Origin of the sequence: Rufibacter immobilis (assembly GCF_003721565.1) — a bacterium.
Classification (GTDB): domain Bacteria; phylum Bacteroidota; class Bacteroidia; order Cytophagales; family Hymenobacteraceae; genus Nibribacter; species Nibribacter immobilis.
Genome location: NZ_RJJE01000017.1, coordinates 947,736 through 966,341, shown reverse-complemented (window position 1 = coordinate 966,341; position 18,606 = coordinate 947,736). Strand labels below are relative to the sequence as shown.

Sequence of the window (18,606 nt, the reverse complement as noted above, 5' to 3'; positions counted from 1 at the left end):
CAGACATAACTTTTCTGGCGAAGGAAGGTTAAAACAAAGGGACAAAGGCCATTGCCTGCCCGCATGTTTCACCTTTAGCCTGCCGCTATGCTTCCTTTAGACAGAATCGTTCAACTTCTTCCCGATGCGTTCACCGAGCCCCTGAGCCGAAAGAGTTTTCTGCAACTGGCCGGTAAAGGCGTAGCCGCCGGGGTGGTAGGCACGCTGGTAGCCTCCTGCAAAACCACCGAAACCGGAGCCGAAACAGGTGCTTCCGCCGCCACTACCGGAGGTGCCATGAACGCCCCCAACGGACAGACCGTGCCCAAAACGCCGCCCACTTCGCCCCCGGCGCAGATTCCGGCGGGACTGGAAGAGCCCATCAAACTGGAACCCTGGAAATCAGACGCCGACCGCCAGTCGGGACCCACGCCCACGCCTTTGCCGCCCGACCGGCGGATTGGTTATGCCCTAGTGGGGCTGGGGCACCTCACGCTGGAGGAACTGTTGCCGGCCTTCGGGCAATGCAAGAAATCCAAGCCGGTGGCGCTGGTGAGCGGCAGCCCCGAGAAAATGCGGAAAGTGGCGCAGCAATACGGCATCAAACCCGAGAACTGCTACAGCTACCAGACCTACGACCAACTCAAAGACAACCCCGAGGTGCAGGCCATTTACATTGTGCTGCCCAACTCCATGCACGCCGAGTACACCATTAGGGGCGCGCAGGCGGGCAAGCACATCCTCTGCGAGAAACCTATGGCCAATTCCTCGGCCGAGTGCCAGGCCATGATTGACGCCTGCCAGAAAGCCAACCGCAAGCTCATGGTGGCCTACCGCATCCAGTACGAGCCCTTTAACCGCCACGCCCGCACGCTGCTGCGCGACAAGAAATTCGGGGAAACTAAGTTCATAGAGGCGTTCAACTGCCAGAGTTCTGCCAATCCGCAGCACTGGCGGCACAAGAAAGCGCTGGCCGGGGGCGGGGCCCTGCCCGATATTGGGCTGTACTGCCTCAACACCATCCGGTTTCTGCTGGGTGAGGAGCCTACGGAGGTGTTCGCCTACCAGTACAGCACGCCCGGTAACCCGCTGTTCAAGGAAGTGGAGGAGCTCATGAGCTGGCAGATGCGGTTCCCCAGCGGGGTGGTGGCCAACTGCGCCACCCACTACAACACCCACGAGAGCCGCCGCTACCGGGTGCTCTGCGAACGCGGCTGGCTCAATATGGACCCCGCCTTTTCCTACACCGGCCAGCAACTCAAAACCTCCCGCGCCGAAGGTAAGCTGGGCAAAAAGGAGGACATAGAGATGGAGCACAAAAACCAGTTCGCCACCGAGATAGACCATTTCTCTGAGTGTATTCTCAAAGACCTGGAGCCGTTCACCCCCGGGCAGGAAGGTTTGCAGGACCACCGCATCATGGAAGCCATCTACCAATCGGCTAAAGAAAACCGGCCCGTGAAGCTGCCGGCGGTGGCCAGGAAAGACGCGTTCAGAGGTCCTGAGCCGAAGCTGGACTAGTACAAGTGCGTGAGATTCAGGAGTGGTTTTAGCCTGAATCTCCCGCATTGCACCCAGATTTTTCGTACGTGAGGGGAAAGATGTACCTAAACCAACGTGCCTGTGGAGCCACTGCAACTGTTCTCACTCATCATCGCGCTGTCTGCGGTGCTGGCGTTCATCAATATTAAGTTTATAAAACTACCCGCCACCATTGGTTTAATGGTGCTGTCGCTGCTTTTGTCGCTGGTGATTCTTTTAGCGGGAAGTATAACTTCGCCGCTGGTGCATTTCCTGCGGGCTTTGCTCACGCAACTGGATTTCTCAGATTTCCTCCTGGATTTCATGCTGGGTTTCCTGCTGTTTGCCGGGGCGCTGCACACAGACGTGAAGAAGCTCCGGCAGTCTATGGTGCCTATTCTGGCGTTCGCAACGGTGGGCACGCTTATCTCCACTTTTGCGGTGGGGGCCATGCTGTACTACCTGGTGCCGTTTCTGTACCAGCCGGTTCCTTTCATCCATTGCCTGCTGTTTGGGGCGCTCATCTCGCCCACAGACCCCATTGCAGTCTTGTCTATCCTGAAGAAGACGGGCGTGTCTGAAGCCGTGGAAACCAACATTACCGGGGAGTCGCTTTTCAACGATGGCGTGGGGGTAGTCGTGTTCCTGACCATTTTTAACATCGCCCGAGAGGGCGCCTCCGAGATTGAAACTTCAGAGATTGGGCTGCTGGTCTTGGAAGAAGTGGGCGGCGGAATTCTGCTGGGCGTGGTACTGGGCTACTTGGCTTACCGCATGATGAAATCCATTGACCATTACCAAACCGAGGTCCTGATTACGCTGGCGCTGGTGATGGGCGGTATTGCTCTGGCCCCCCTGCTGCACTTTTCGGGCCCTTTGGCCATGGTGGTGGCGGGCCTGTTCATTGGCAACCGCGGCACTGAATACGCCATGTCTGCCACCACCACTGATTACGTGCACAAGTTCTGGGAGCTGACGGATGAAATCATGAACGCCCTGTTGTTTGTGCTTATTGGGTTGGAACTCATTGTTATTCCCATCCACCATGCCTTCGTGTATGTGGGGATTGCCGCTATCGCGCTGCTGTTGCTGGCTCGGTTGGTGTCTCTGTTCCTGCCGGCGCTGCTGTTCCGGTTCAAGCACCAGTTCCCCGGCCGTACGCTCCTCATCATGACCTGGGGCGGACTCAGGGGCGGTATTTCCATTGCGCTGGCCCTCTCCTTAACCCAGGGGATGGAACGCAATTTCATTGTCTCCATCACGTACATAGTGGTGCTTTTCTCCATCATTGTGCAGGGGTTGAGTTTAGGCAAGGTAGTCCAGAAGCTCAACCGAAAGCAGCCCTTGCCATCTGTGGAGCTGGAGCAGGAGACACCGTAAGGAGCGGGCGAAGGGCCTGCGTTTTGGGCCTGTTTTTGGAAAAAGAGCCCCTAAACCCTGGCTTGCAATTTTGCCGTTCATGCGCGGCATAACGCGCTGTTTGGCCATGGGGGGAGTTTTTGCGTACATCAGCAGGGGCCGTTTTTTGGAACTCCCTTACCAGACAATAAGAACGAACGCGACAAAATCTATTGGCTATGGCGAAAGAAAGCAGAATATTGAAAGCAATGTATGCCCTGGTGAAAGACCGGGAAGATCAAACCAGCTGGCCTCTTGATCCGGTGGCCATCTCGGCGCAGACCCCGGGCTTGTCACTGGGCGAAATTGAGCAGGAAATCAGGGACCTGCACTACAAGAATCTGGTGGAGCTGGACCACGCGCCAGACATGTCCATCTTCTGCCGCTTCACTCCAGACGGTTTGCAGGAAGCTGAGAAAGCAGCCAGGCACTAGGCTTTGCGTTTAGCGGCTCTTTTTCCAAAATCAGGACAAAAGGAAATTCATTGGTGCTCTGCAGTTCTTTGGGAAGCGATGAACTGGCTGGGAGGATTCTATGGAAAGAAGCCTGCGGTGAAGAGGAGACAGGATTTGCCGTGCAGGCGGTGAGTACTAAACTGAAACCAAGGGTATAAAAGCGTTTAGGGGCTGTTTTTTGAAAAACAGCCCCTAAACGCAAAGCAATTATAGTAACTTATCTAAGGTGATGGGCAACTCCCTGATGCGCTTGCCGGTGGCATGGAAGACAGCGTTGGCAATGGCAGGGGTAACGCTCACAATACCTATCTCGCCCAGACCTTTCACGCCCAGCGGGTTGACCACCTCGTCTTTCTCCTCCACAAAAATAATGTCGGTGGCGGGGGTATCGGCGTTCACGGGCAGGTGGTACTTGTCCAGGTCGTGGTTCATGAAGCGGCCCAGGTGATTGTCCATGACGGTATGCTCCTGCAACGCGAAACCGATGCCCCACACGGTGCCGCCCAGAATCTGGCTGCGGCCCGTTTTGGGGTTGATGATGCGTCCGGCGGCAATGGCGCTCACCACCCGGGTGACTTTGATGGTGCCCAGGTCTTCGTCTACCTGTACCTCCACAAACGTGGCCGAGTGGGAGTAGCTGGAGTATTTCTTCTGCTCTTTCTCCGGTTTCTGGGTGGCTTCGGCTTCCACTGGTTTTCCTTCGTTCTGTTGCAGCAGCGCGAGCAGCGAAATAGAGCTGGCGGGGGCCTGCGTCAGGAACATCTGCCCGTTGGCAAAGGACACTTCCTCCGGTTGGGCATCCTTGAAAGGCGAGTTCTCCATTTTCTGGGCTAGTTTCAGGAGGTCTTCCTGTAGTTTCTGGCACACCAGCTTCACGGCAGAACCCACCGAGGCCACCGTCCAGGACCCGCCCTCCAGCGGCGACTTGGGCAAGGTGGAATCACCCAACAAAAAGGTGACGTTTTCCAGCGGCAGGCCCATGGTCTCGGCGGCAATCTGGCTCATGACGGTGTAGGTACCGGTGCCAATGTCGGCGGTGGCGCTGCTTACGGTCAGTTTCCCTTCGGGGCTCAGGACCACTTTGGCCGAGGCTTCCTGCTGTTTGGCTTCCCAGGCCCCGTGCGCCATGCCCCAGCCTATAAGCTGGTTGCCTTCTTTCATGGACCGTGGGGCCATGGAGCGCTTGTCCCAGCCAAACCGTTCGGCGCCCTGCCGGTAACATTCCTTCAGTTCCTTGCTGGAGTGGGGCAGGCCTTTGCTCTGGTCAGTGGTAGTATAATTCCGGAGCCTGAACTCCAGGGGATCAATCCCGGTCTTGTAGGCCATTTCGTCTATGGCAATCTCCAGCGCGAAAATACCGGTAGAGCCGCCGGGCGCGCGCATGTCCAATGGGGTGTACACGTCCAGCCCCACCAGCTGGTGGCTTACCTTCATGTTGTCGCAGTGGTAGAGTACCCCGGGCCAGATCACCACATCCTCGTGGTAGTCTTCAAAGCGGGAGGTCTCGCCGTAGGCATGGTGCTGAACGGATTCCAGTTTGCCTTCGGTGGAGGCGCCAATGGAAATCTCCTGCAAGGTGTTGGGCCGGTGGCCGAAGGAGAACATCTGCTGCCGGGTCAGTACCACTTTCACGGCTCTCTTGAGTTCGCGCGCCGCCAGCACCGCCAGAAACAGTTGGTACTGCGGCCGTAGGCCAGACCCGAATGCCCCGCCCACAAATGGCGAGATCACGTGCACGTCATCCGGCTTAAGCCCGAACGCGTTGGAAAGGTATTTCTGGCTGTTCTGCACTCCCTGAATCTTGTCATAAACCGTCAGCTTTCCGTCTTCATCCCATTTGGCAATGGCCGCGTGCATTTCCATGGGGTTGTGGTGCTGGGGCGGATGGATGTAGGTTTCCTTCAGTTTCAGAGCCGCCTGGTCATATGCGCCTTCGGCATCGCCGCGCGGTTCCGGGGGCTTGGTGGATTTGTACTTCTTCGGCCGGTAGGCATCCTTCAAATTTGCCTTGAAGTCTGTTTCGTGGGGCTGCATTTCATAGTCTACCTGTACCAGCAGGGCGGCGTACCGGGCCAGTTCAAAGGTTTCGGCTACTACCAGGGCAATGGGCTGCATGCTGAACATGATTTCCTTGCTGTACAGTGGCCGGAACGGAGAACCGGGCGGCGAATCTTCGTCCTGGTAGTGGCTGTCCAGCCAGGTGTAGCCGGGGCGGTTCTCATGGGTGAACACCTGCAACACGCCCGGTAAAGCCAGGGCTGCGGAGGTGTCTATGCGTTTGATTTTCCCTTTGGCGATGCTGCTGTTCACCACAACGCCGTAGGCCACCTCCGGGATGTCAAACTCGGCGGTGTATTTGGCTTCTCCGGTTACCTTGGCCCGCCCGTCTACCCGATTGGCGGGAGCACCTGTATAGTTCTCTTTCATGACTTGCCCTCCATACTAATGGCTTGCTCCAGTGCACGTACAATGGCACGTTTGGCCAGCTCAATTTTGAATGTGTTGTCTCCGTACCCTTTTGCACCTGCCAGATACGCTTCGGCTACTGCTCTAAAGTTTTCTTTGGAAGCGGGTTTGCCCTGAAGCAGCGCCTCAGCCTCCGGTACCCGCCAAGGTTTGTGGGCCACGCCGCCCAAGGCAATGCGCGCTTCTTTCACCGTATCGCCTTCCAGTTCCAAAGCCGCCGCCACTGACACCAGCGCAAACGCATACGAAGCCCGGTCCCGCAACTTTAGATACGCGTAGTGCTGGGCGAAGCCTTTGGCCGGTAACTCAATGGCGGTGATGATCTCAGTGGGATGCAGGTTGGTGTCCAGGTGGGGCGTGTCGCCGGGCAGGCGGTGGAACTCCGCGAAGGGGATGGCTCTTTCGCCCTGGCTGCTTTTTACATGCACCGTGGCTTCCAGGGCGGCCAGGGCCACGCACATGTCTGATGGATGGGTAGCGATGCAATGTTCACTGGTGCCCAGAATGGCCAGGTCACGGTTATACCCCTTAATGGCCGAACAACCGGAGCCCGGTTCCCGCTTGTTGCAGGGCGTGTGGGTGTCATAGAAGTAATAGCAGCGGGTGCGCTGCAAAAGATTTCCACCGTCAGTGGCCATGTTGCGGAGTTGGGCCGTGGCTCCCGCCAGAATGGCGTGCGCGAGCAAAGGGTACCGGGTCTGCACCAGTTCATGGTAGGCGGTGTCAGCGTTCTTGGCCAGAGCCCCTAACCGAAGTCCTCCGTCAGGAGTTTCTTCAATAGTGTTCAGGGCCAGTTGCGTGATGTCTACCAAATGGCTGGGGCTCATGACATCAATCTTCATGAGGTCCAGCAGGTTGGTACCGCCCGCAATGAATTTGGCTCCCTGGGCAGAGACTTCCTGAACGGCGGTGGTCACATCTGGAGATTGGGTGTATGAAAAAGGTCTCATAGGCCGGTGTTCCTTTCCAGCGCCTCACGCGCTACTTGAATAATGTTGGCATAAGCCCCGCATCTACACACGTTTCCGCTCATAAGATCTTTGATGTCGTCCAGCGTTTTAGCCTGCCCTTCGTTCACTAAACCTATGACGGAGCAGATCTGGCCTGGGGTACAGTACCCACACTGGAAAGCATCATGGTCTATGAACGCCTGCTGTACGGGGTGTAATTCATCGCCCTGGGCCAGGCCCTCCACGGTGGTAATGGCTTTGTCTTGCTGCATCACGGCCAAAGTGAGGCAGGAGTTGATGCGTTTGCCGTCTACCAGCAGGGTGCAGGCGCCGCATTGGCCGTGGTCGCAGCCTTTCTTGGTGCCGGTGAGGTGGAGGTGTTCGCGCAGGGCATCCAGCAAGGAGGTCCAGGGGGCGAGCTGCAAGTGGTGGGTGGTCCCGTTGACCCGGAGGGTGACGGGCCGGGAGTCGGGCAGGGTGGGCCGTTGGGAGACGGCGTTGCCCGGTTCGTTTTCTGAGTTCATGAAATTCCGGTTGAACGGGTGAAACATCCTGTTTAGAAAAGCCGCTTTCTCTCTCAGCGACCCGCAATTCCTTCCGCACAGGCATGTGCACACGCCTATCCCATCCCTGCTGGCTGAGGTATAACTCAACCAGACTCTATTCCTTTACGCGTAGGTCTGGGTTCTGTTTACGGTAGAATAGAAGAATTCTAACCGGCTGCATGTGCCGTTTCCAGTTTTGGCCCGATTTAGGAAAAAGAGCCGCTAAACGGCTGGTGGAGGAGATTGGGTAATAGGAGTGATGAGGGAAGAGCTTAAGAATTAGTTTTCTGCCGCTGCAACGCGGCGTAGTCTGAGGGGGTGTCAATGTCAATGGCGCCCTGCGGAAAGGCAATGGTTTCAATCTGTTCCGGATGTTTGTGTAGTAGCTTTTTAGCACCTTCCTGGCCTTTCAGTTGCATCAGCTGGGGAAAGAATTTTTGGCTGAAGAGCACCGGAGCCCCAAGGGTGTTTTGGTAGGAACAGGCCACAATTCCTTTTTCGGTTTTTTCCAGCGCCGTTGTCATCTGCTGAAGCAGCGAAGTTGTCACAAAGGGTTGATCGCAGAGCAGGAACAGGGCCGAGGAAGTCTCGGGGGCAAGATGTACCAGGGCGCTCAGGCCCGTACGGATGGAAGAGGCCATGCCCTCGGGCCAATCAGGGTTGATGATCACTTCGGCTTCAGCGGTCTTAAGCTGCGGATGGATAGTAGCGGCGTTGGCTCCCAGCACCACCACTACGCGGGCATCGCCTAAGGACAAAGCTACATCTAGCGTCCGTTGCAACAAGGTCTGCCCCTGGTACAGAAGACTCTGTTTCGCCTGGCCTAGTCTGGTGGAGGCACCCGCCGCAAGAATCACAATGCCGGTCTTGGTCATAAGGCTAAGAGGGAAAAGGTGCCGCTGATGTTTCCTGCGCCGCATGGATGGGCAGCGCTTTTTCCCGAAGGTTTCCGCCGCCCCGTTGGGCGAATACCGCTTTAATCTCGGCGAGGATGGAGAGCGCGATCTCTTCTGAGGTTTCGGCGCCTATGTCTAAGCCCACCGGTCCAAACAGCGATTGCCTTTGCTCACTGTCTAAGTACATTCCTTCCTGCTGCAGCTCTTCCAGAAGCCGTTCGGTCTTCTTCTTAGGTCCTAGCACCCCCACATATTTCAGTTGCAGCGGCAACAGCTGCCGGAGCATGGCTATATCATAGTTATAGTTGTGCGTGAGCAGCAGAAACACCGTGTGTTGGTCAACTGCCACCTGGGAAAGCACTTGCTCGGGTTTAGAGACAATCACCTGCTGAGCCGTGGGAAAACGTTCTGCCGTGGCGTAATTAGCCCGACCATCTACCACGGTGGTGTGCCAGCCTAAAACCTGCGCCAGGTGTACCAGCGGAAGCACATCGTTCCCCGCTCCGCAAATGACCAGGGCCGGGGCCGGTTTGAGCACTTCCACAAAGGCGGTATAGGTTTGTCCCTGCTCTTCCAGCTCCACGGTTTGGGATTCTTCCTGCGCAGCGGCCTGCAGCACGTGTGGCTCCAGTTGCGCAAGCAGGGCAGGAGATAAAAAGTGCTGGAATGGCTGGCAATTCTGATGATGCGGTAGGTAAAGCAAACAGGTGCCCGGTTGCGGGGCTTTGCGGTCCTGCAACGAAAAAAGCGTTACCACCACTGCCGTTCGCCGCCGTTCCAACACCTTTTGCAGCAGGGCCAGCGGATGGGTAGGTTGGGTGGTATCTATAGGTTCTATGAGAATATGGATGATGCCGTTGCAGCCCAGGCCCACGCCCAGTTTGGCGTCGTCATCGTCCATGGTGTCATATTTCACCAGAGAGGGTTTTCCCTGGGCCATGGCCAGCCGCGCCTTCCGGAGGGCATCACCTTCCAGGCAGCCGCCACTAATGGCCCCGGTCAACTGCCCGTCTTCAGATACCAGCATCCGGGCACCGGGCCTGCGGTAAGAGGAGCCTTCCACGTGTACCACGGTAGCCAAGGCCGTTTGTTTCCCGGCTTTCTCATGTTGGGCGAAGGCCCGCACTATGTCCTGTATTTCCTTCATGTACTAAGGGGGATGAGCAATGGCAGGATAGCATCAGGTGCTTGTTTACGCCATTAGCCACTTTTACTTCCGCCTCTGAAATAAGTTGCTCTTCTATTTTTCTCCATTCAGCGGGCGCAGTTCCGGCAGGGTAAGGGAATGGGCGTTTAGCGGCTCTTTTTCTGAAAACTGCCCCAAACCAGAGCCAGATGAGTTAAGCCCCCGGCGGATTGAACAGGCCCCAGGGATCTAGAACAGCATGCCAGGGATCAAAGCCCTGCACCCAATCCAGGAAAAACAGGCGGTAATCCTCCACCAGTTCCCGCAGAATGCGCAGGTAATGCACGTCTTGGTACCCGAACATTTCCAGGCTGGTGCAGTGGGTGAGTAGGTCTCGGGCCGCTTTCCGGATGAGGGTGGCGTTCTCCATCCGCAGGTCGTAGAGGTCCCCGGCCTCGGCGCCGGCCACTTTCACCGTGAGCAGGGCCGCATCCTGGAGCATGCAGTCTTTGAGGGAAACCAGTATTTCCTCGTCGTCCTCAATGAGCGCCACAATCTTTTGGGTCACGGCAAAAATTTCGCGGCCTTTCTGGTAGAGGGGCAACTGGTCTGGCAGGGCGAAGTCTTCATCATCTGGTGGAGGCAACATAGCGCAATCAGGTTTTGGTGAACGGAAAAAGGAGTAGCCCGTGTGGCGGTTGAATTACCTCTCCGGCGTCTGTAGTTTTGCCGTGATGTCATCAATTAATTCACCGCACCAGCGTTCGGCCAGTTCCTCCATCTCAGAGGTGGTCCAAGGTTGCAAGTACGGCTTCTCTGTCCAGGGAGTGTTTTTGTCGGGTCCTACCTCGTAAGACGAGTAGCCCAGCGTGAACAGCAGGTCTTTGCGCAGGTCGAAGGGCGGTACACTTCCCCCCTGAAAACCGGTGAGCTGCAACCGCAGCCCCATGTACAGCACATTGCCGTTCTCCAGGCTGATTTCTTTGCCCGAGGTGGCGTTAGGGTCCTTCGTCCAAGTGTCTACTATTTTCTCCAGCCCGAAGTCATCGAACAGGGGCGTGATCTGGGTAAGGTGCTGGTAGATGCGTTCGGCCAGTGGGGGAAGAACTTTATTATAAAGGTGGGAGAGGGCTTCTTTGTCTTTGGGGTGCTGCACAATGAGAAACGTATGGTTCAGTAGTACAAGATACTCCTGAAAATGCTGTCAATGCAACGTTTTTCCTAATTGTTCCTGCCGCTGGTTTAGGCTTTATTTTGGAAAAACGGCCCCTAAACGGCGGCAGCTGGCACAAAAAAAGCCTTGCCAGGAGGCAAGGCTTTAATTCAATGTCTTTATAGCGAAGGACTAAGCCAACTTCACATTGATCGCGTTTAGTCCTTTTTTGCCTTCTTTAAGATCAAAAGTAACTTCGTCATTCTCTCTGATTTCGTCTACCAGACCAGATACGTGCACGAAATACTCCTGATTGGAATTGGTGTCTTTAATAAAGCCGAAGCCTTTTTCGGTGTTAAAGAATTTTACTTTACCGTTGTTCATATTGATTTAATAATTATATCGTTACTACCAATAACGGAAGAAAAACGTTCAACTTTATCATAAAATCTTAAAAATATTTTCGGCCTTGCCCTCGCCGCTCTTTCACTTCCCTTACTTTCTCTTAAACATTGAACTCCCACCTTTCACCTAAAGGGTTTCCTGTGTCTTTACTCAATCATAAAATTAACGTTTGTTAGTTTATGATTAATCCTATATTTAATGTATGAAATAATGTTTAAAAAGTGATATTTACTTAAATCCAATTAAAGAAGACTGATCTGCATCAGTGCTTTGCTTGGTAAAAAGGCTTATATAGATAATTCTCTATAAATATGTTCAATGAAGCATCTAGAAGGCAGTAGTAGCTTTGCCGGTTAGGTGGAGGAGCTAAGATTATGATTAAATTTTAACCAGTTTATTTTTTAGAGGAATTGCGGATGTGGCTGTTTAAAATTAAGTTTGTTATGGTTAAACCTACTTAGTTAAATATGAGAAAAATTTTACTTTCTATTGTCCTACTACTTCCAGTAATTGCGGCTGCGCAGGGCGTAAAAAAGCACGAGCAGCCGTTGCCCACCAAGGATTTGAACATCCTGGACGTGACGCTTAACCGTACCACCGCCGTTGTTTATGACACGCCCAAAGAACTGAAGGCGAAAGTGCAGCGAGATGCCCGAGCAAAAAAATGGAACGAGGCTCTGAAGAAGGAAGAACTGGCCAAGGTGCCCACCGGCGGTATTCTTTTAATAGATATCCTAAGGTACACGGCTGCTTCTGTTGACCCAAAATTGTTCACGGTATTGGTGCTGGATGCCACCGGGCAGGAGCGCCTGAGGACCAAGTTAGAGGCTTCTATTGTTTCTCCGGCCATTGTGGCTGGTGTTTCCGGTTACAAGAACTCTGGCAGATTGGTGCTGGACCAACCCCTTAAAACCGGCGAATTTGTTTGCATCCTGGATGAGAAGGAAAACAAACGCTATGAATTCCTGGTGAAGAACGATTAACTGTGTACCTCTGGCGAGACCGGTAAGCATTGGTTGCAATAGAAAAGCCCCGTCAGTGGAAGTACTGGCGGGGCTTTTCTGTTAGACTAATATTTTCAAACAAACATTTGACTTTTAAGTATAATCTCTCTATACTTGTTAAAGGAAGAAGTTTCAGTGAGGGCAGCAGGTGTCATATAAGGATGCGCTAGAAGCTTTCGCCGAAGCGGAACAACGTACATGGCCAAGAAAAAGAAGGACATCCGCCGGGAGTTTATCATAGAGGAAGCCGCCAAACTTTTCAAGGAGAAAGGCTTTGGGGGCACGTCTATGCGCGACCTGGCCGAGCAGGTGGGGATGGATGCCGCCACCATGTACCATTACATCAGCTCCAAGGACGAGATCCTGAAAACCATCTGTTTTGACATCGCCCACACCTATATTACCCAACTCACCGAGATTGAGCAGGCGCAGCAGCCCATCACCCAGAAACTGAAGGCGCTCATTGGGCTGCACATCCGGCTCATGACCACCAAAGGACCGGCCGTTTCCGTGGCTAATAATGACTGGAAGTTTCTCTCCCCGGAGCCTTTGCAGGAGTTCAAGAACCTGAGAAGCCGGTATGAGAAAAAACTGGCTTCTTTTATTGAGCAGGGGGTGCAGGCCGGGGAGTTGCAGGAAGTGAATGCGTCGGTGGCGCTGTTCACGCTGCTGTCGGCGGTGCGGTGGGTAGAGCTGTGGTGGAAACCCAACCGGGGTGTTTCGCCGGAAGAATTAGAAAACACCATCCTCACCATCTTATTCAATGGTCTGGAGAAAGAGAAACCATGAGCAGATTTCATAAAGTCAGAATAAAAAGCGTTCATCGCGAGACCCACGACTGCGTGACCGTGACCTTAGACGTGCCCCAGGACCTGCAGGATACCTTCCGGTACACCCAGGGGCAGTACCTCACGTTCCGGCGGCTGCACGAAGGGGAGGAGCTGCGGCGTTCCTATTCCATCTGCTCCAGTCCGCTGGAGAACGAGTGGAAGGTCGCCATCAAGAAAGTTCCGCAGGGGCGTTTCTCCTCCTTCGCCAATGAGGCCCTGCGGCCCGGTGAGGAGCTGGAGGTAATGCCGCCCATGGGCCGGTTCTATACAGAGTTGCACCCAGAACAGCAGAAAAGTTACCTCATGGTGGCGGCGGGCAGCGGCATCACGCCCATCCTGTCCATCATCAAAACCATTCTGCTCACCGAGCCCAAGAGCCAGGTGCTGCTGCTGTATGGCAACCGCGGGCGCAACTCCATCATGTTCAAAGAAGAGATTGAAGGCCTGAAGAACAAGTTTCTGGAGCGTTTTAGCCTCTACCACATCCTGAGCCGCGAGCACGGCGACACCGATCTGCTCTTCGGCCGTATTGACAAGCAGAAGACGCAGCTGTTCCTGGAGAAAATCATCAAGGCCGAGGAGGTGGACGAGTGCTTTATCTGCGGACCGGAGGAAATGATCTTCGGGGCGAAGGAGGCGTTGGAAGAGGCCGGGGTGCCCAGGGAGAACATCCATTTTGAGCTGTTCACCACCGGCGAAAGCGAGAAAGCCGCCGCGCAGCGCAAAGAGCGTCCCGCCGGGGAGGAAGACAAACTGAGCAAGGTGCAGATCAAACTGGACGGCCACTACCTCAACCTGGAGATGTCGTACTACGGCAATACCATTCTGGATGCCGCCGCCGAAACCGGGGCCGATGTGCCGTACTCCTGCAAGGGCGGCGTGTGCAGCACCTGCCGCGCCAAAGTGCTGGAAGGCCAGGTGGAGATGGACGTAAACTACTCCTTGGAACCCGATGAGATTGCCGCCGGCTACGTACTCACCTGCCAGGCCCGGCCATTGACCGAGCGGGTAGTGGTAGATTTTGACCAATAGTAGCCTACGGGAGAACGATTGACGGACGTTTAGCGGCTCTTTTTCCAAAAACAGGCCCTAAACCTAAAGCAGAAGAACAGGCAAAGAAAGAAAAGAACGCGTATGGAAACCATCGTTGAAAAATCATTGGAAGAGCAGTTTGAGGAGAAAATCGCGAACGAGATCCGCATTGAACCCAAAGACTGGATGCCCGAGCAGTACCGCAAAACGCTGGTGCGCCAGATTTCGCAGCACGCCCACTCAGAGATTGTAGGCATGTTGCCCGAGGGCAACTGGATTACCCGCGCCCCTTCGCTCAAGCGCAAAGCCATTCTGCTCTCCAAAGTGCAGGACGAGGCGGGCCACGGACTCTACCTCTACAGCGCCGCCGAAACCCTGGGCACTTCCCGCGACCAGATGATTAATGACCTGCATTCGGGCAAAGCCAAATATTCCAGCATCTTCAACTATCCAACCCTTTCCTGGGCCGACATTGGGGCCATTGGCTGGCTCGTGGACGGGGCCGCCATCATGAACCAGGTACCGCTGTGCCGCACCTCGTACGGGCCCTACGCCCGGGCCATGGTGCGGGTGTGCAAGGAGGAAAGCTTCCACCAGCGGCAGGGCTTTGAGATCATGATGAGCTTGTGCAACGGTGCCCCGGCGCAGAAGCAGATGGCGCAGGAAGCCTTCAACCGCTGGTGGTGGCCTACGCTCATGATGTTCGGGCCCAAGGACGAGGAATCGCCGAACACCGAGCAGTCCATGCGCTGGAAGATCAAGCGGTTCACCAACGATGAGCTGCGCCAGCGCTTCGTGGACATGATGGTGCCGCAGGCCGAGTTCCTGGGCCTCACCGTGCCGGATAAAGACCTGAAGTGGAACGAAGCCAAAAACGGTTACGACTTCGGCGACGTGGACTGGGAGGAATTCTGGAATGTGGTGAAAGGCAACGGTCCCTGCAACAAAGACCGCATCAACGCCCGCGTGAAAGCGCACGAGGAAGGAGCCTGGGTGCGCGAAGCCGCCCTTGCCCATGCCCAGAAACGCGCCCAGCGCGAAGCCGCAGATCAAGCGAAGTAAGTTTATAAGAGGAGTACATCCACTCAATCACACATTCACGCACTATGAGTCATCAGAAAGAATGGCCGCTCTGGGAAGTCTTCATCCGGAGCAAACAAGGCCTTGACCATAAACACGTAGGCAGCCTGCACGCCGCCGATGCCGAGATGGCGATCCAGAACGCCCGCGATGTCTATACCCGCCGCATGGAAGGGGTGAGCATCTGGGTGGTGGAGTCCAGGAACATCCACGCGTCTAACCCAGACGAGTCGGCGGCGTTCTTTGACCCGGCCAACGACAAAGTGTACCGCCACCCCACGTTCTACGAGGTGCCCGCCGAAATCAAAAACATGTAAGCGCCATGGACCTTCAACATACCCAAAGCCCTGCGGTGCAGGACTATACCCCGGAGCTCCGGGCGCTGCTTCTGGACTACACCCTGCAACTGGCAGATACCAGTCTTATTCTGGGGCACCGCCTGTCTGAGTGGTGCGGCCACGGGCCCATTCTGGAGCAGGACCTGGCCATGGCCAACATCGCCTTGGATTTGATTGGCGAAACCCGCAGCTTGTACCAATACGCCGCCGAACTGGAGGGCAAAGGCCGTTCTGAGGATGATCTAGCCTACCTGCGCGAGGCCGTGGAGTACAAGAACCCGCTGCTGGTGGAACAACCCAACGGCGATTTCGCCCACACCATTCTGCGGCAGTTTCTCTTTGACGGTTTTCACTTCTTTTTGCTGAAAGACCTCCAAAACAGCCCTGACCAGCGACTGGCGGCCATTGCGGCCAAGGCTTTCAAAGAAGCCAGCTATCACCTCAAATGGAGCTCAGAATGGGTAATCCGCTTGGGCGACGGAACTGAGGAAAGCAAGCGCCGCCTCCAGAAAGCCATTGCCAATCTGTGGATGTTCTCCGGTGAGCTCTTTATGATGACCGATACGGAGCAGCAACTGGCACAAGCCGGAATCATCCCAGACTACGCCACACTCCTTCCGCAATGGGAAGCGCACGTTGCCAAAGTTTTCGCGGAAGCCACGCTGGAGGTTCCGCAGAACGTATTCATGCAGAAAGGCGGCAAGACCGGTCGGCACTCAGAGCACCTGGGCTACATCTTAACAGAACTGCAATACCTGCAACGGGCCTACCCGGGGCTGGAGTGGTAAAGAATCCTGAGTCCTGAGTCTTGAGTCCTGAGTCTAATAATAGTAGAAGAGACCTGCTGGCGCGAGACTGAAGTCTCGGGATTTGGGATGAAGCGAGTCTCCAGACTCGCCGGGAACCACTAGCAGGACACCGTGAAGAAAAACAATGCCCTATAAAGCACCCCATTTACTTGCAACTTACTACCCCAAAATTGACCACCGAAGAGAAAATATGGAAACTGCTGGAAGAGGTCTCTGACCCCGAGATTCCGGTCCTGAGCATTCTGGACCTGGGCGTGCTGCGCCAGGTGCAGGTGCAGGAAGACGGCCGGGTGCAGGTGACCATTACGCCAACCTATTCCGGTTGCCCGGCCATGAACACCATCGCCGCCGATGTGAAGTTGAAGCTGCTCTCCAAAGGGTTTAATAATGTAGCCGTGGATCTCCAACTCAGTCCCGCCTGGACCACCGACTGGCTCACGCCCGAAGGTAAACGGAAGCTGGAGGAATACGGCATTGCGCCGCCCGTAGAACCCAACGGCGACATCCACGCGCTCTTCGGGCGCGACCCAGTGGTGCGCTGCCCCCGGTGCCACTCAGAAAATACCAAATTGATCAGCCAGTTCGGCTCCACCTCCTGCAAGGCGCATTACCAATGCGAGGCCTGCCTGGAGCCCTTTGACTACTTCAAGTGCCTCAAATAAACCTATGAACCAAACTGATTTCATCAAATATTCTCTGGAAAACGGCGTGGCCACGCTCACGCTTAACCGGCCCAACGTTTTCAACAGCTTCAACCGCGAGATGGCGCTGGCCTTGCAGGACCACCTCAGAGCCATCGCTTCTGATGATTCCGTGCGGGCCGTGTTGCTCACCGGCGAGGGGAAAGCTTTCTGCGCCGGACAGGATTTAGCCGAAGCCACCGGCCCCGGCAGCATGGAAATCTCTGAGATTGTGGTGCAGCATTACAACCCCATCATCCTGTTGCTGCGCCAGTTGAACAAGCCTGTGATAGCCGCCGTGAACGGAGTGGCCGCCGGGGCGGGAGCCAATTTAGCGTTGGCGTGTGATATTGTAGTTGCCAAAGAATCGGCTTCGTTTATTCAGGCGTTCAGCAAAATCGGCTTGATTCCAGACAGCGCCGGTACGTTCTTCCTGCCGCGCCTGATTGGCATGCAACGCGCCTCGGCCCTCATGATGACCGGCGATAAAGTAAGCGCGCCGGAAGCCGTGCAGATGGGCATGATCTACAAGACGTTTCCAGACGATATTTTCGAAAACGAGGTAAAAACGCTGGCGGAGCGCTTGGCGCAAATGCCCACCAAAGGGCTGGCCTTCACCAAACAACTCCTCAACAAGACTTTTCAGCACACGCTGGAGGAACAGTTGCAGCAGGAGGCGGTCTACCAGCAACATGCCGGACAAACCGCTGATTTCAAAGAAGGAGTAGAGGCCTTCATTCAGAAACGTAAACCAAACTTCACGGGGCAATGATAGTAGGCATTATTGGCAGCGGGGCCATGGGAGCGGGCATCGCCCAGGTCATCGCGACGGCGGGGCATAAGGTGCATCTTCTGGACAAGAACTCGCAGGCGCTGGAACGGGCCGCGCAGCAGATCAAAAAAGCGCTGGGCAAACTGTCGTCCAAAGGCAAGATCTCTGAAATAGCCGTCATGGACATCACGGACCGCCTCCATTTCACGGAGTCTTATCAGGATTTCGGGGATTGTGACCTGGTCATTGAGGCGGTGGTGGAAGACTTGCAGGTAAAGCAGAATCTGTTCAGAGAGGTGGAAATGATTGTGCCGCAGGACTGTATCCTGGCCAGCAACACTTCCTCTTTGTCCATTGCCTCCATTGCGGCCGCCTGCCAGAAACCGGAGCGCTGCATTGGTATCCATTTTTTCAATCCGGCTCCGCTCATGCCGTTGGTAGAAGTCATACCCGCGGTGCAAACTGATGCGGGGCTCGCCGAGGAGATCAAGCAACTGGTGCTGCAATGGGGCAAAGTGCCGGTGATGGCCAAAGATACCCCCGGCTTTATCGTGAACCGGGTGGCCCGGCCATTTTACGGCGAAGCCTTGCGCATTCTGGAAGAAGGCATAGCAGACATCGCCACCATTGACTGGGCTATGACCGAACTGGGCGGCTTCAAAATGGGGCCGTTCACGCTCATGGATTTCATTGGACACGACGTCAACTACCGCGTCACCGAGTCGGTGTTCACGTCCTTCTTCTATGACCCGCGCTACAAGCCTTCCTTCACCCAGAAGCGTCTGTTTGAAGCCGGCTATTACGGCCGGAAGTCTGAACGTGGGTTCTATGATTACCGCGAAGGAGCCTCGCAACCGCAACCTACCAAAGACGAAGCATTGGGACAAACCATTCTGCATCGCGTGCTGGCCATGCTCATCAATGAAGCCGTAGACGCTCTGGCGCTGAACGTAGCTTCCAAAGAAGACCTGGAGCTGGCCATGACCAAAGGCGTCAATTACCCCAAAGGCCTCCTAGCCTGGGCCGATGAACTGGGGCTGTCCACCTTGCTGGAAACCCTGGACAGTCTCTACCACGAGTACCACGAGGACCGCTACCGCGCCAGCCCTTTGCTCCGCAGAATGGTGCGAGAGAACCGAACCTTTTTCCCGTAGCACTAGCCTTGCG

At 55.3% G+C, this 18,606-nt stretch carries 20 protein-coding genes; 12 read left to right on the top strand and 8 right to left on the bottom strand.

The genetic code is table 11. The features are described 5' to 3' along the window. Positions 1 to 87 precede the first annotated feature (87 nt). The 3 genes from EFA69_RS16980 to EFA69_RS16970 all read left to right on the top strand — a co-directional run bounded on the left by EFA69_RS16980 (position 88) and on the right by EFA69_RS16970 (position 3,332). Complete coding sequence (locus EFA69_RS16980; RefSeq protein WP_123134266.1) at positions 88 to 1,500, top strand: Gfo/Idh/MocA family protein; 1,413 nt, start codon at positions 88 to 90, stop codon at positions 1,498 to 1,500. A gap of 102 nt (positions 1,501 to 1,602) precedes the next feature. After that, a complete protein-coding gene (locus EFA69_RS16975; RefSeq protein WP_123134889.1) occupies positions 1,603 to 2,880 on the top strand; it encodes a cation:proton antiporter in 1,278 nt (425 codons plus the stop codon). 197 nt (positions 2,881 to 3,077) lie between these two features. Beyond that, positions 3,078 to 3,332, top strand: a complete 255-nt coding sequence (locus EFA69_RS16970; protein ID WP_148041397.1) for a hypothetical protein — start codon at positions 3,078 to 3,080, stop codon at positions 3,330 to 3,332. 228 nt (positions 3,333 to 3,560) lie between these two features. On the opposite strand, the gene EFA69_RS16965 is transcribed toward EFA69_RS16970, so the two are convergent. From EFA69_RS16965 to EFA69_RS16930, 8 genes are all read right to left on the bottom strand, one after another. After that, entirely contained in the window at positions 3,561 to 5,780 is a 2,220-nt protein-coding gene (locus EFA69_RS16965; protein ID WP_123134264.1) for a xanthine dehydrogenase family protein molybdopterin-binding subunit, read from the bottom strand. Next, on the bottom strand, positions 5,777 to 6,769 hold the full coding sequence (locus EFA69_RS16960) for an FAD binding domain-containing protein (RefSeq protein WP_123134263.1): 993 nt from the start codon (positions 6,767 to 6,769) through the stop codon (positions 5,777 to 5,779). The genes EFA69_RS16965 and EFA69_RS16960 overlap by 4 nt, the downstream gene beginning before the upstream one ends. After that, the gene (locus EFA69_RS16955) at positions 6,766 to 7,293 is read right to left on the bottom strand and encodes a (2Fe-2S)-binding protein (RefSeq protein WP_123134888.1); all 528 of its coding nucleotides are present in this window, start codon (positions 7,291 to 7,293) and stop codon (positions 6,766 to 6,768) included. Before EFA69_RS16955 ends, EFA69_RS16960 begins: the two co-directional genes overlap by 4 nt. A 293-nt stretch (positions 7,294 to 7,586) precedes the next feature. After that, positions 7,587 to 8,189, bottom strand: coding sequence for a nucleotidyltransferase family protein (locus tag EFA69_RS16950; RefSeq protein ID WP_123134262.1), 603 nt, complete (start codon positions 8,187 to 8,189; stop codon positions 7,587 to 7,589). A gap of 4 nt (positions 8,190 to 8,193) precedes the next feature. Next, complete coding sequence (locus EFA69_RS16945; RefSeq protein WP_123134261.1) at positions 8,194 to 9,357, bottom strand: XdhC family protein; 1,164 nt, start codon at positions 9,355 to 9,357, stop codon at positions 8,194 to 8,196. A 193-nt stretch (positions 9,358 to 9,550) separates the two neighbouring features. Continuing rightward, a complete protein-coding gene (locus tag EFA69_RS16940; RefSeq protein WP_123134260.1) occupies positions 9,551 to 9,985 on the bottom strand; it encodes a hypothetical protein in 435 nt (144 codons plus the stop codon). Positions 9,986 to 10,039: 54 nt separating this feature from the next. After that, a complete protein-coding gene (locus EFA69_RS16935; protein ID WP_245964614.1) occupies positions 10,040 to 10,492 on the bottom strand; it encodes a hypothetical protein in 453 nt (150 codons plus the stop codon). A gap of 189 nt (positions 10,493 to 10,681) precedes the next feature. Continuing rightward, positions 10,682 to 10,873: a cold-shock protein gene (locus EFA69_RS16930; RefSeq protein ID WP_123134258.1), complete on the bottom strand. Its 192-nt coding sequence runs from the start codon at positions 10,871 to 10,873 to the stop codon at positions 10,682 to 10,684. Between the two features lie 488 nt (positions 10,874 to 11,361). Between EFA69_RS16930 and EFA69_RS16925 the strand changes: the two genes are divergently transcribed. The 9 genes from EFA69_RS16925 (at position 11,362) to EFA69_RS16885 (ending at position 18,593) form a co-directional block, all read left to right on the top strand. Continuing rightward, a complete protein-coding gene (locus EFA69_RS16925) occupies positions 11,362 to 11,877 on the top strand; it encodes a hypothetical protein (protein WP_123134257.1) in 516 nt (171 codons plus the stop codon). A 219-nt stretch (positions 11,878 to 12,096) separates the two neighbouring features. Next, positions 12,097 to 12,687, top strand: coding sequence for a TetR/AcrR family transcriptional regulator (locus EFA69_RS16920; RefSeq protein WP_123134256.1), 591 nt, complete (start codon positions 12,097 to 12,099; stop codon positions 12,685 to 12,687). Next, the gene (paaE, locus tag EFA69_RS16915) at positions 12,684 to 13,760 is read left to right on the top strand and encodes a 1,2-phenylacetyl-CoA epoxidase subunit PaaE (RefSeq protein ID WP_123134255.1); all 1,077 of its coding nucleotides are present in this window, start codon (positions 12,684 to 12,686) and stop codon (positions 13,758 to 13,760) included. The genes EFA69_RS16920 and paaE overlap by 4 nt, the downstream gene beginning before the upstream one ends. A 102-nt stretch (positions 13,761 to 13,862) precedes the next feature. Further along, positions 13,863 to 14,822, top strand: a complete 960-nt coding sequence (gene paaA, locus EFA69_RS16910) for a 1,2-phenylacetyl-CoA epoxidase subunit PaaA (protein ID WP_123134254.1) — start codon at positions 13,863 to 13,865, stop codon at positions 14,820 to 14,822. Between the two features lie 44 nt (positions 14,823 to 14,866). Continuing rightward, on the top strand, positions 14,867 to 15,157 hold the full coding sequence (paaB, locus tag EFA69_RS16905) for a 1,2-phenylacetyl-CoA epoxidase subunit PaaB (protein ID WP_123134253.1): 291 nt from the start codon (positions 14,867 to 14,869) through the stop codon (positions 15,155 to 15,157). A 5-nt stretch (positions 15,158 to 15,162) separates the two neighbouring features. Continuing rightward, positions 15,163 to 15,966: a 1,2-phenylacetyl-CoA epoxidase subunit PaaC gene (paaC, locus tag EFA69_RS16900; protein ID WP_123134252.1), complete on the top strand. Its 804-nt coding sequence runs from the start codon at positions 15,163 to 15,165 to the stop codon at positions 15,964 to 15,966. A 170-nt stretch (positions 15,967 to 16,136) separates the two neighbouring features. After that, positions 16,137 to 16,649: a 1,2-phenylacetyl-CoA epoxidase subunit PaaD gene (paaD, locus tag EFA69_RS16895; protein WP_221175763.1), complete on the top strand. Its 513-nt coding sequence runs from the start codon at positions 16,137 to 16,139 to the stop codon at positions 16,647 to 16,649. 4 nt (positions 16,650 to 16,653) lie between these two features. Next, a complete protein-coding gene (locus EFA69_RS16890; protein WP_123134250.1) occupies positions 16,654 to 17,439 on the top strand; it encodes an enoyl-CoA hydratase-related protein in 786 nt (261 codons plus the stop codon). Beyond that, positions 17,436 to 18,593, top strand: a complete 1,158-nt coding sequence (locus tag EFA69_RS16885; RefSeq protein WP_123134249.1) for a 3-hydroxyacyl-CoA dehydrogenase NAD-binding domain-containing protein — start codon at positions 17,436 to 17,438, stop codon at positions 18,591 to 18,593. The genes EFA69_RS16890 and EFA69_RS16885 overlap by 4 nt, the downstream gene beginning before the upstream one ends. Positions 18,594 to 18,606: the final 13 nt, after the last annotated feature.

Coding starts and splice junctions, on each gene's coding strand:
- EFA69_RS16980 (WP_123134266.1), top strand. CDS start 88: ATGCTTCCTTTAGACAGAATCGTTCAACTTCTTCCCGATGCGTTCACC.
- EFA69_RS16970 (WP_148041397.1), top strand. CDS start 3,078: ATGGCGAAAGAAAGCAGAATATTGAAAGCAATGTATGCCCTGGTGAAA.
- EFA69_RS16965 (WP_123134264.1), bottom strand. CDS start 5,780: ATGAAAGAGAACTATACAGGTGCTCCCGCCAATCGGGTAGACGGGCGG.
- EFA69_RS16960 (WP_123134263.1), bottom strand. CDS start 6,769: ATGAGACCTTTTTCATACACCCAATCTCCAGATGTGACCACCGCCGTT.
- EFA69_RS16955 (WP_123134888.1), bottom strand. CDS start 7,293: ATGAACTCAGAAAACGAACCGGGCAACGCCGTCTCCCAACGGCCCACC.
- EFA69_RS16950 (WP_123134262.1), bottom strand. CDS start 8,189: ATGACCAAGACCGGCATTGTGATTCTTGCGGCGGGTGCCTCCACCAGA.
- EFA69_RS16945 (WP_123134261.1), bottom strand. CDS start 9,357: ATGAAGGAAATACAGGACATAGTGCGGGCCTTCGCCCAACATGAGAAA.
- EFA69_RS16940 (WP_123134260.1), bottom strand. CDS start 9,985: ATGTTGCCTCCACCAGATGATGAAGACTTCGCCCTGCCAGACCAGTTG.
- EFA69_RS16930 (WP_123134258.1), bottom strand. CDS start 10,873: ATGAACAACGGTAAAGTAAAATTCTTTAACACCGAAAAAGGCTTCGGC.
- EFA69_RS16925 (WP_123134257.1), top strand. CDS start 11,362: ATGAGAAAAATTTTACTTTCTATTGTCCTACTACTTCCAGTAATTGCG.
- EFA69_RS16920 (WP_123134256.1), top strand. CDS start 12,097: ATGGCCAAGAAAAAGAAGGACATCCGCCGGGAGTTTATCATAGAGGAA.
- paaE (WP_123134255.1), top strand. CDS start 12,684: ATGAGCAGATTTCATAAAGTCAGAATAAAAAGCGTTCATCGCGAGACC.
- paaA (WP_123134254.1), top strand. CDS start 13,863: ATGGAAACCATCGTTGAAAAATCATTGGAAGAGCAGTTTGAGGAGAAA.
- paaB (WP_123134253.1), top strand. CDS start 14,867: ATGAGTCATCAGAAAGAATGGCCGCTCTGGGAAGTCTTCATCCGGAGC.
- paaC (WP_123134252.1), top strand. CDS start 15,163: ATGGACCTTCAACATACCCAAAGCCCTGCGGTGCAGGACTATACCCCG.
- EFA69_RS16890 (WP_123134250.1), top strand. CDS start 16,654: ATGAACCAAACTGATTTCATCAAATATTCTCTGGAAAACGGCGTGGCC.
- EFA69_RS16885 (WP_123134249.1), top strand. CDS start 17,436: ATGATAGTAGGCATTATTGGCAGCGGGGCCATGGGAGCGGGCATCGCC.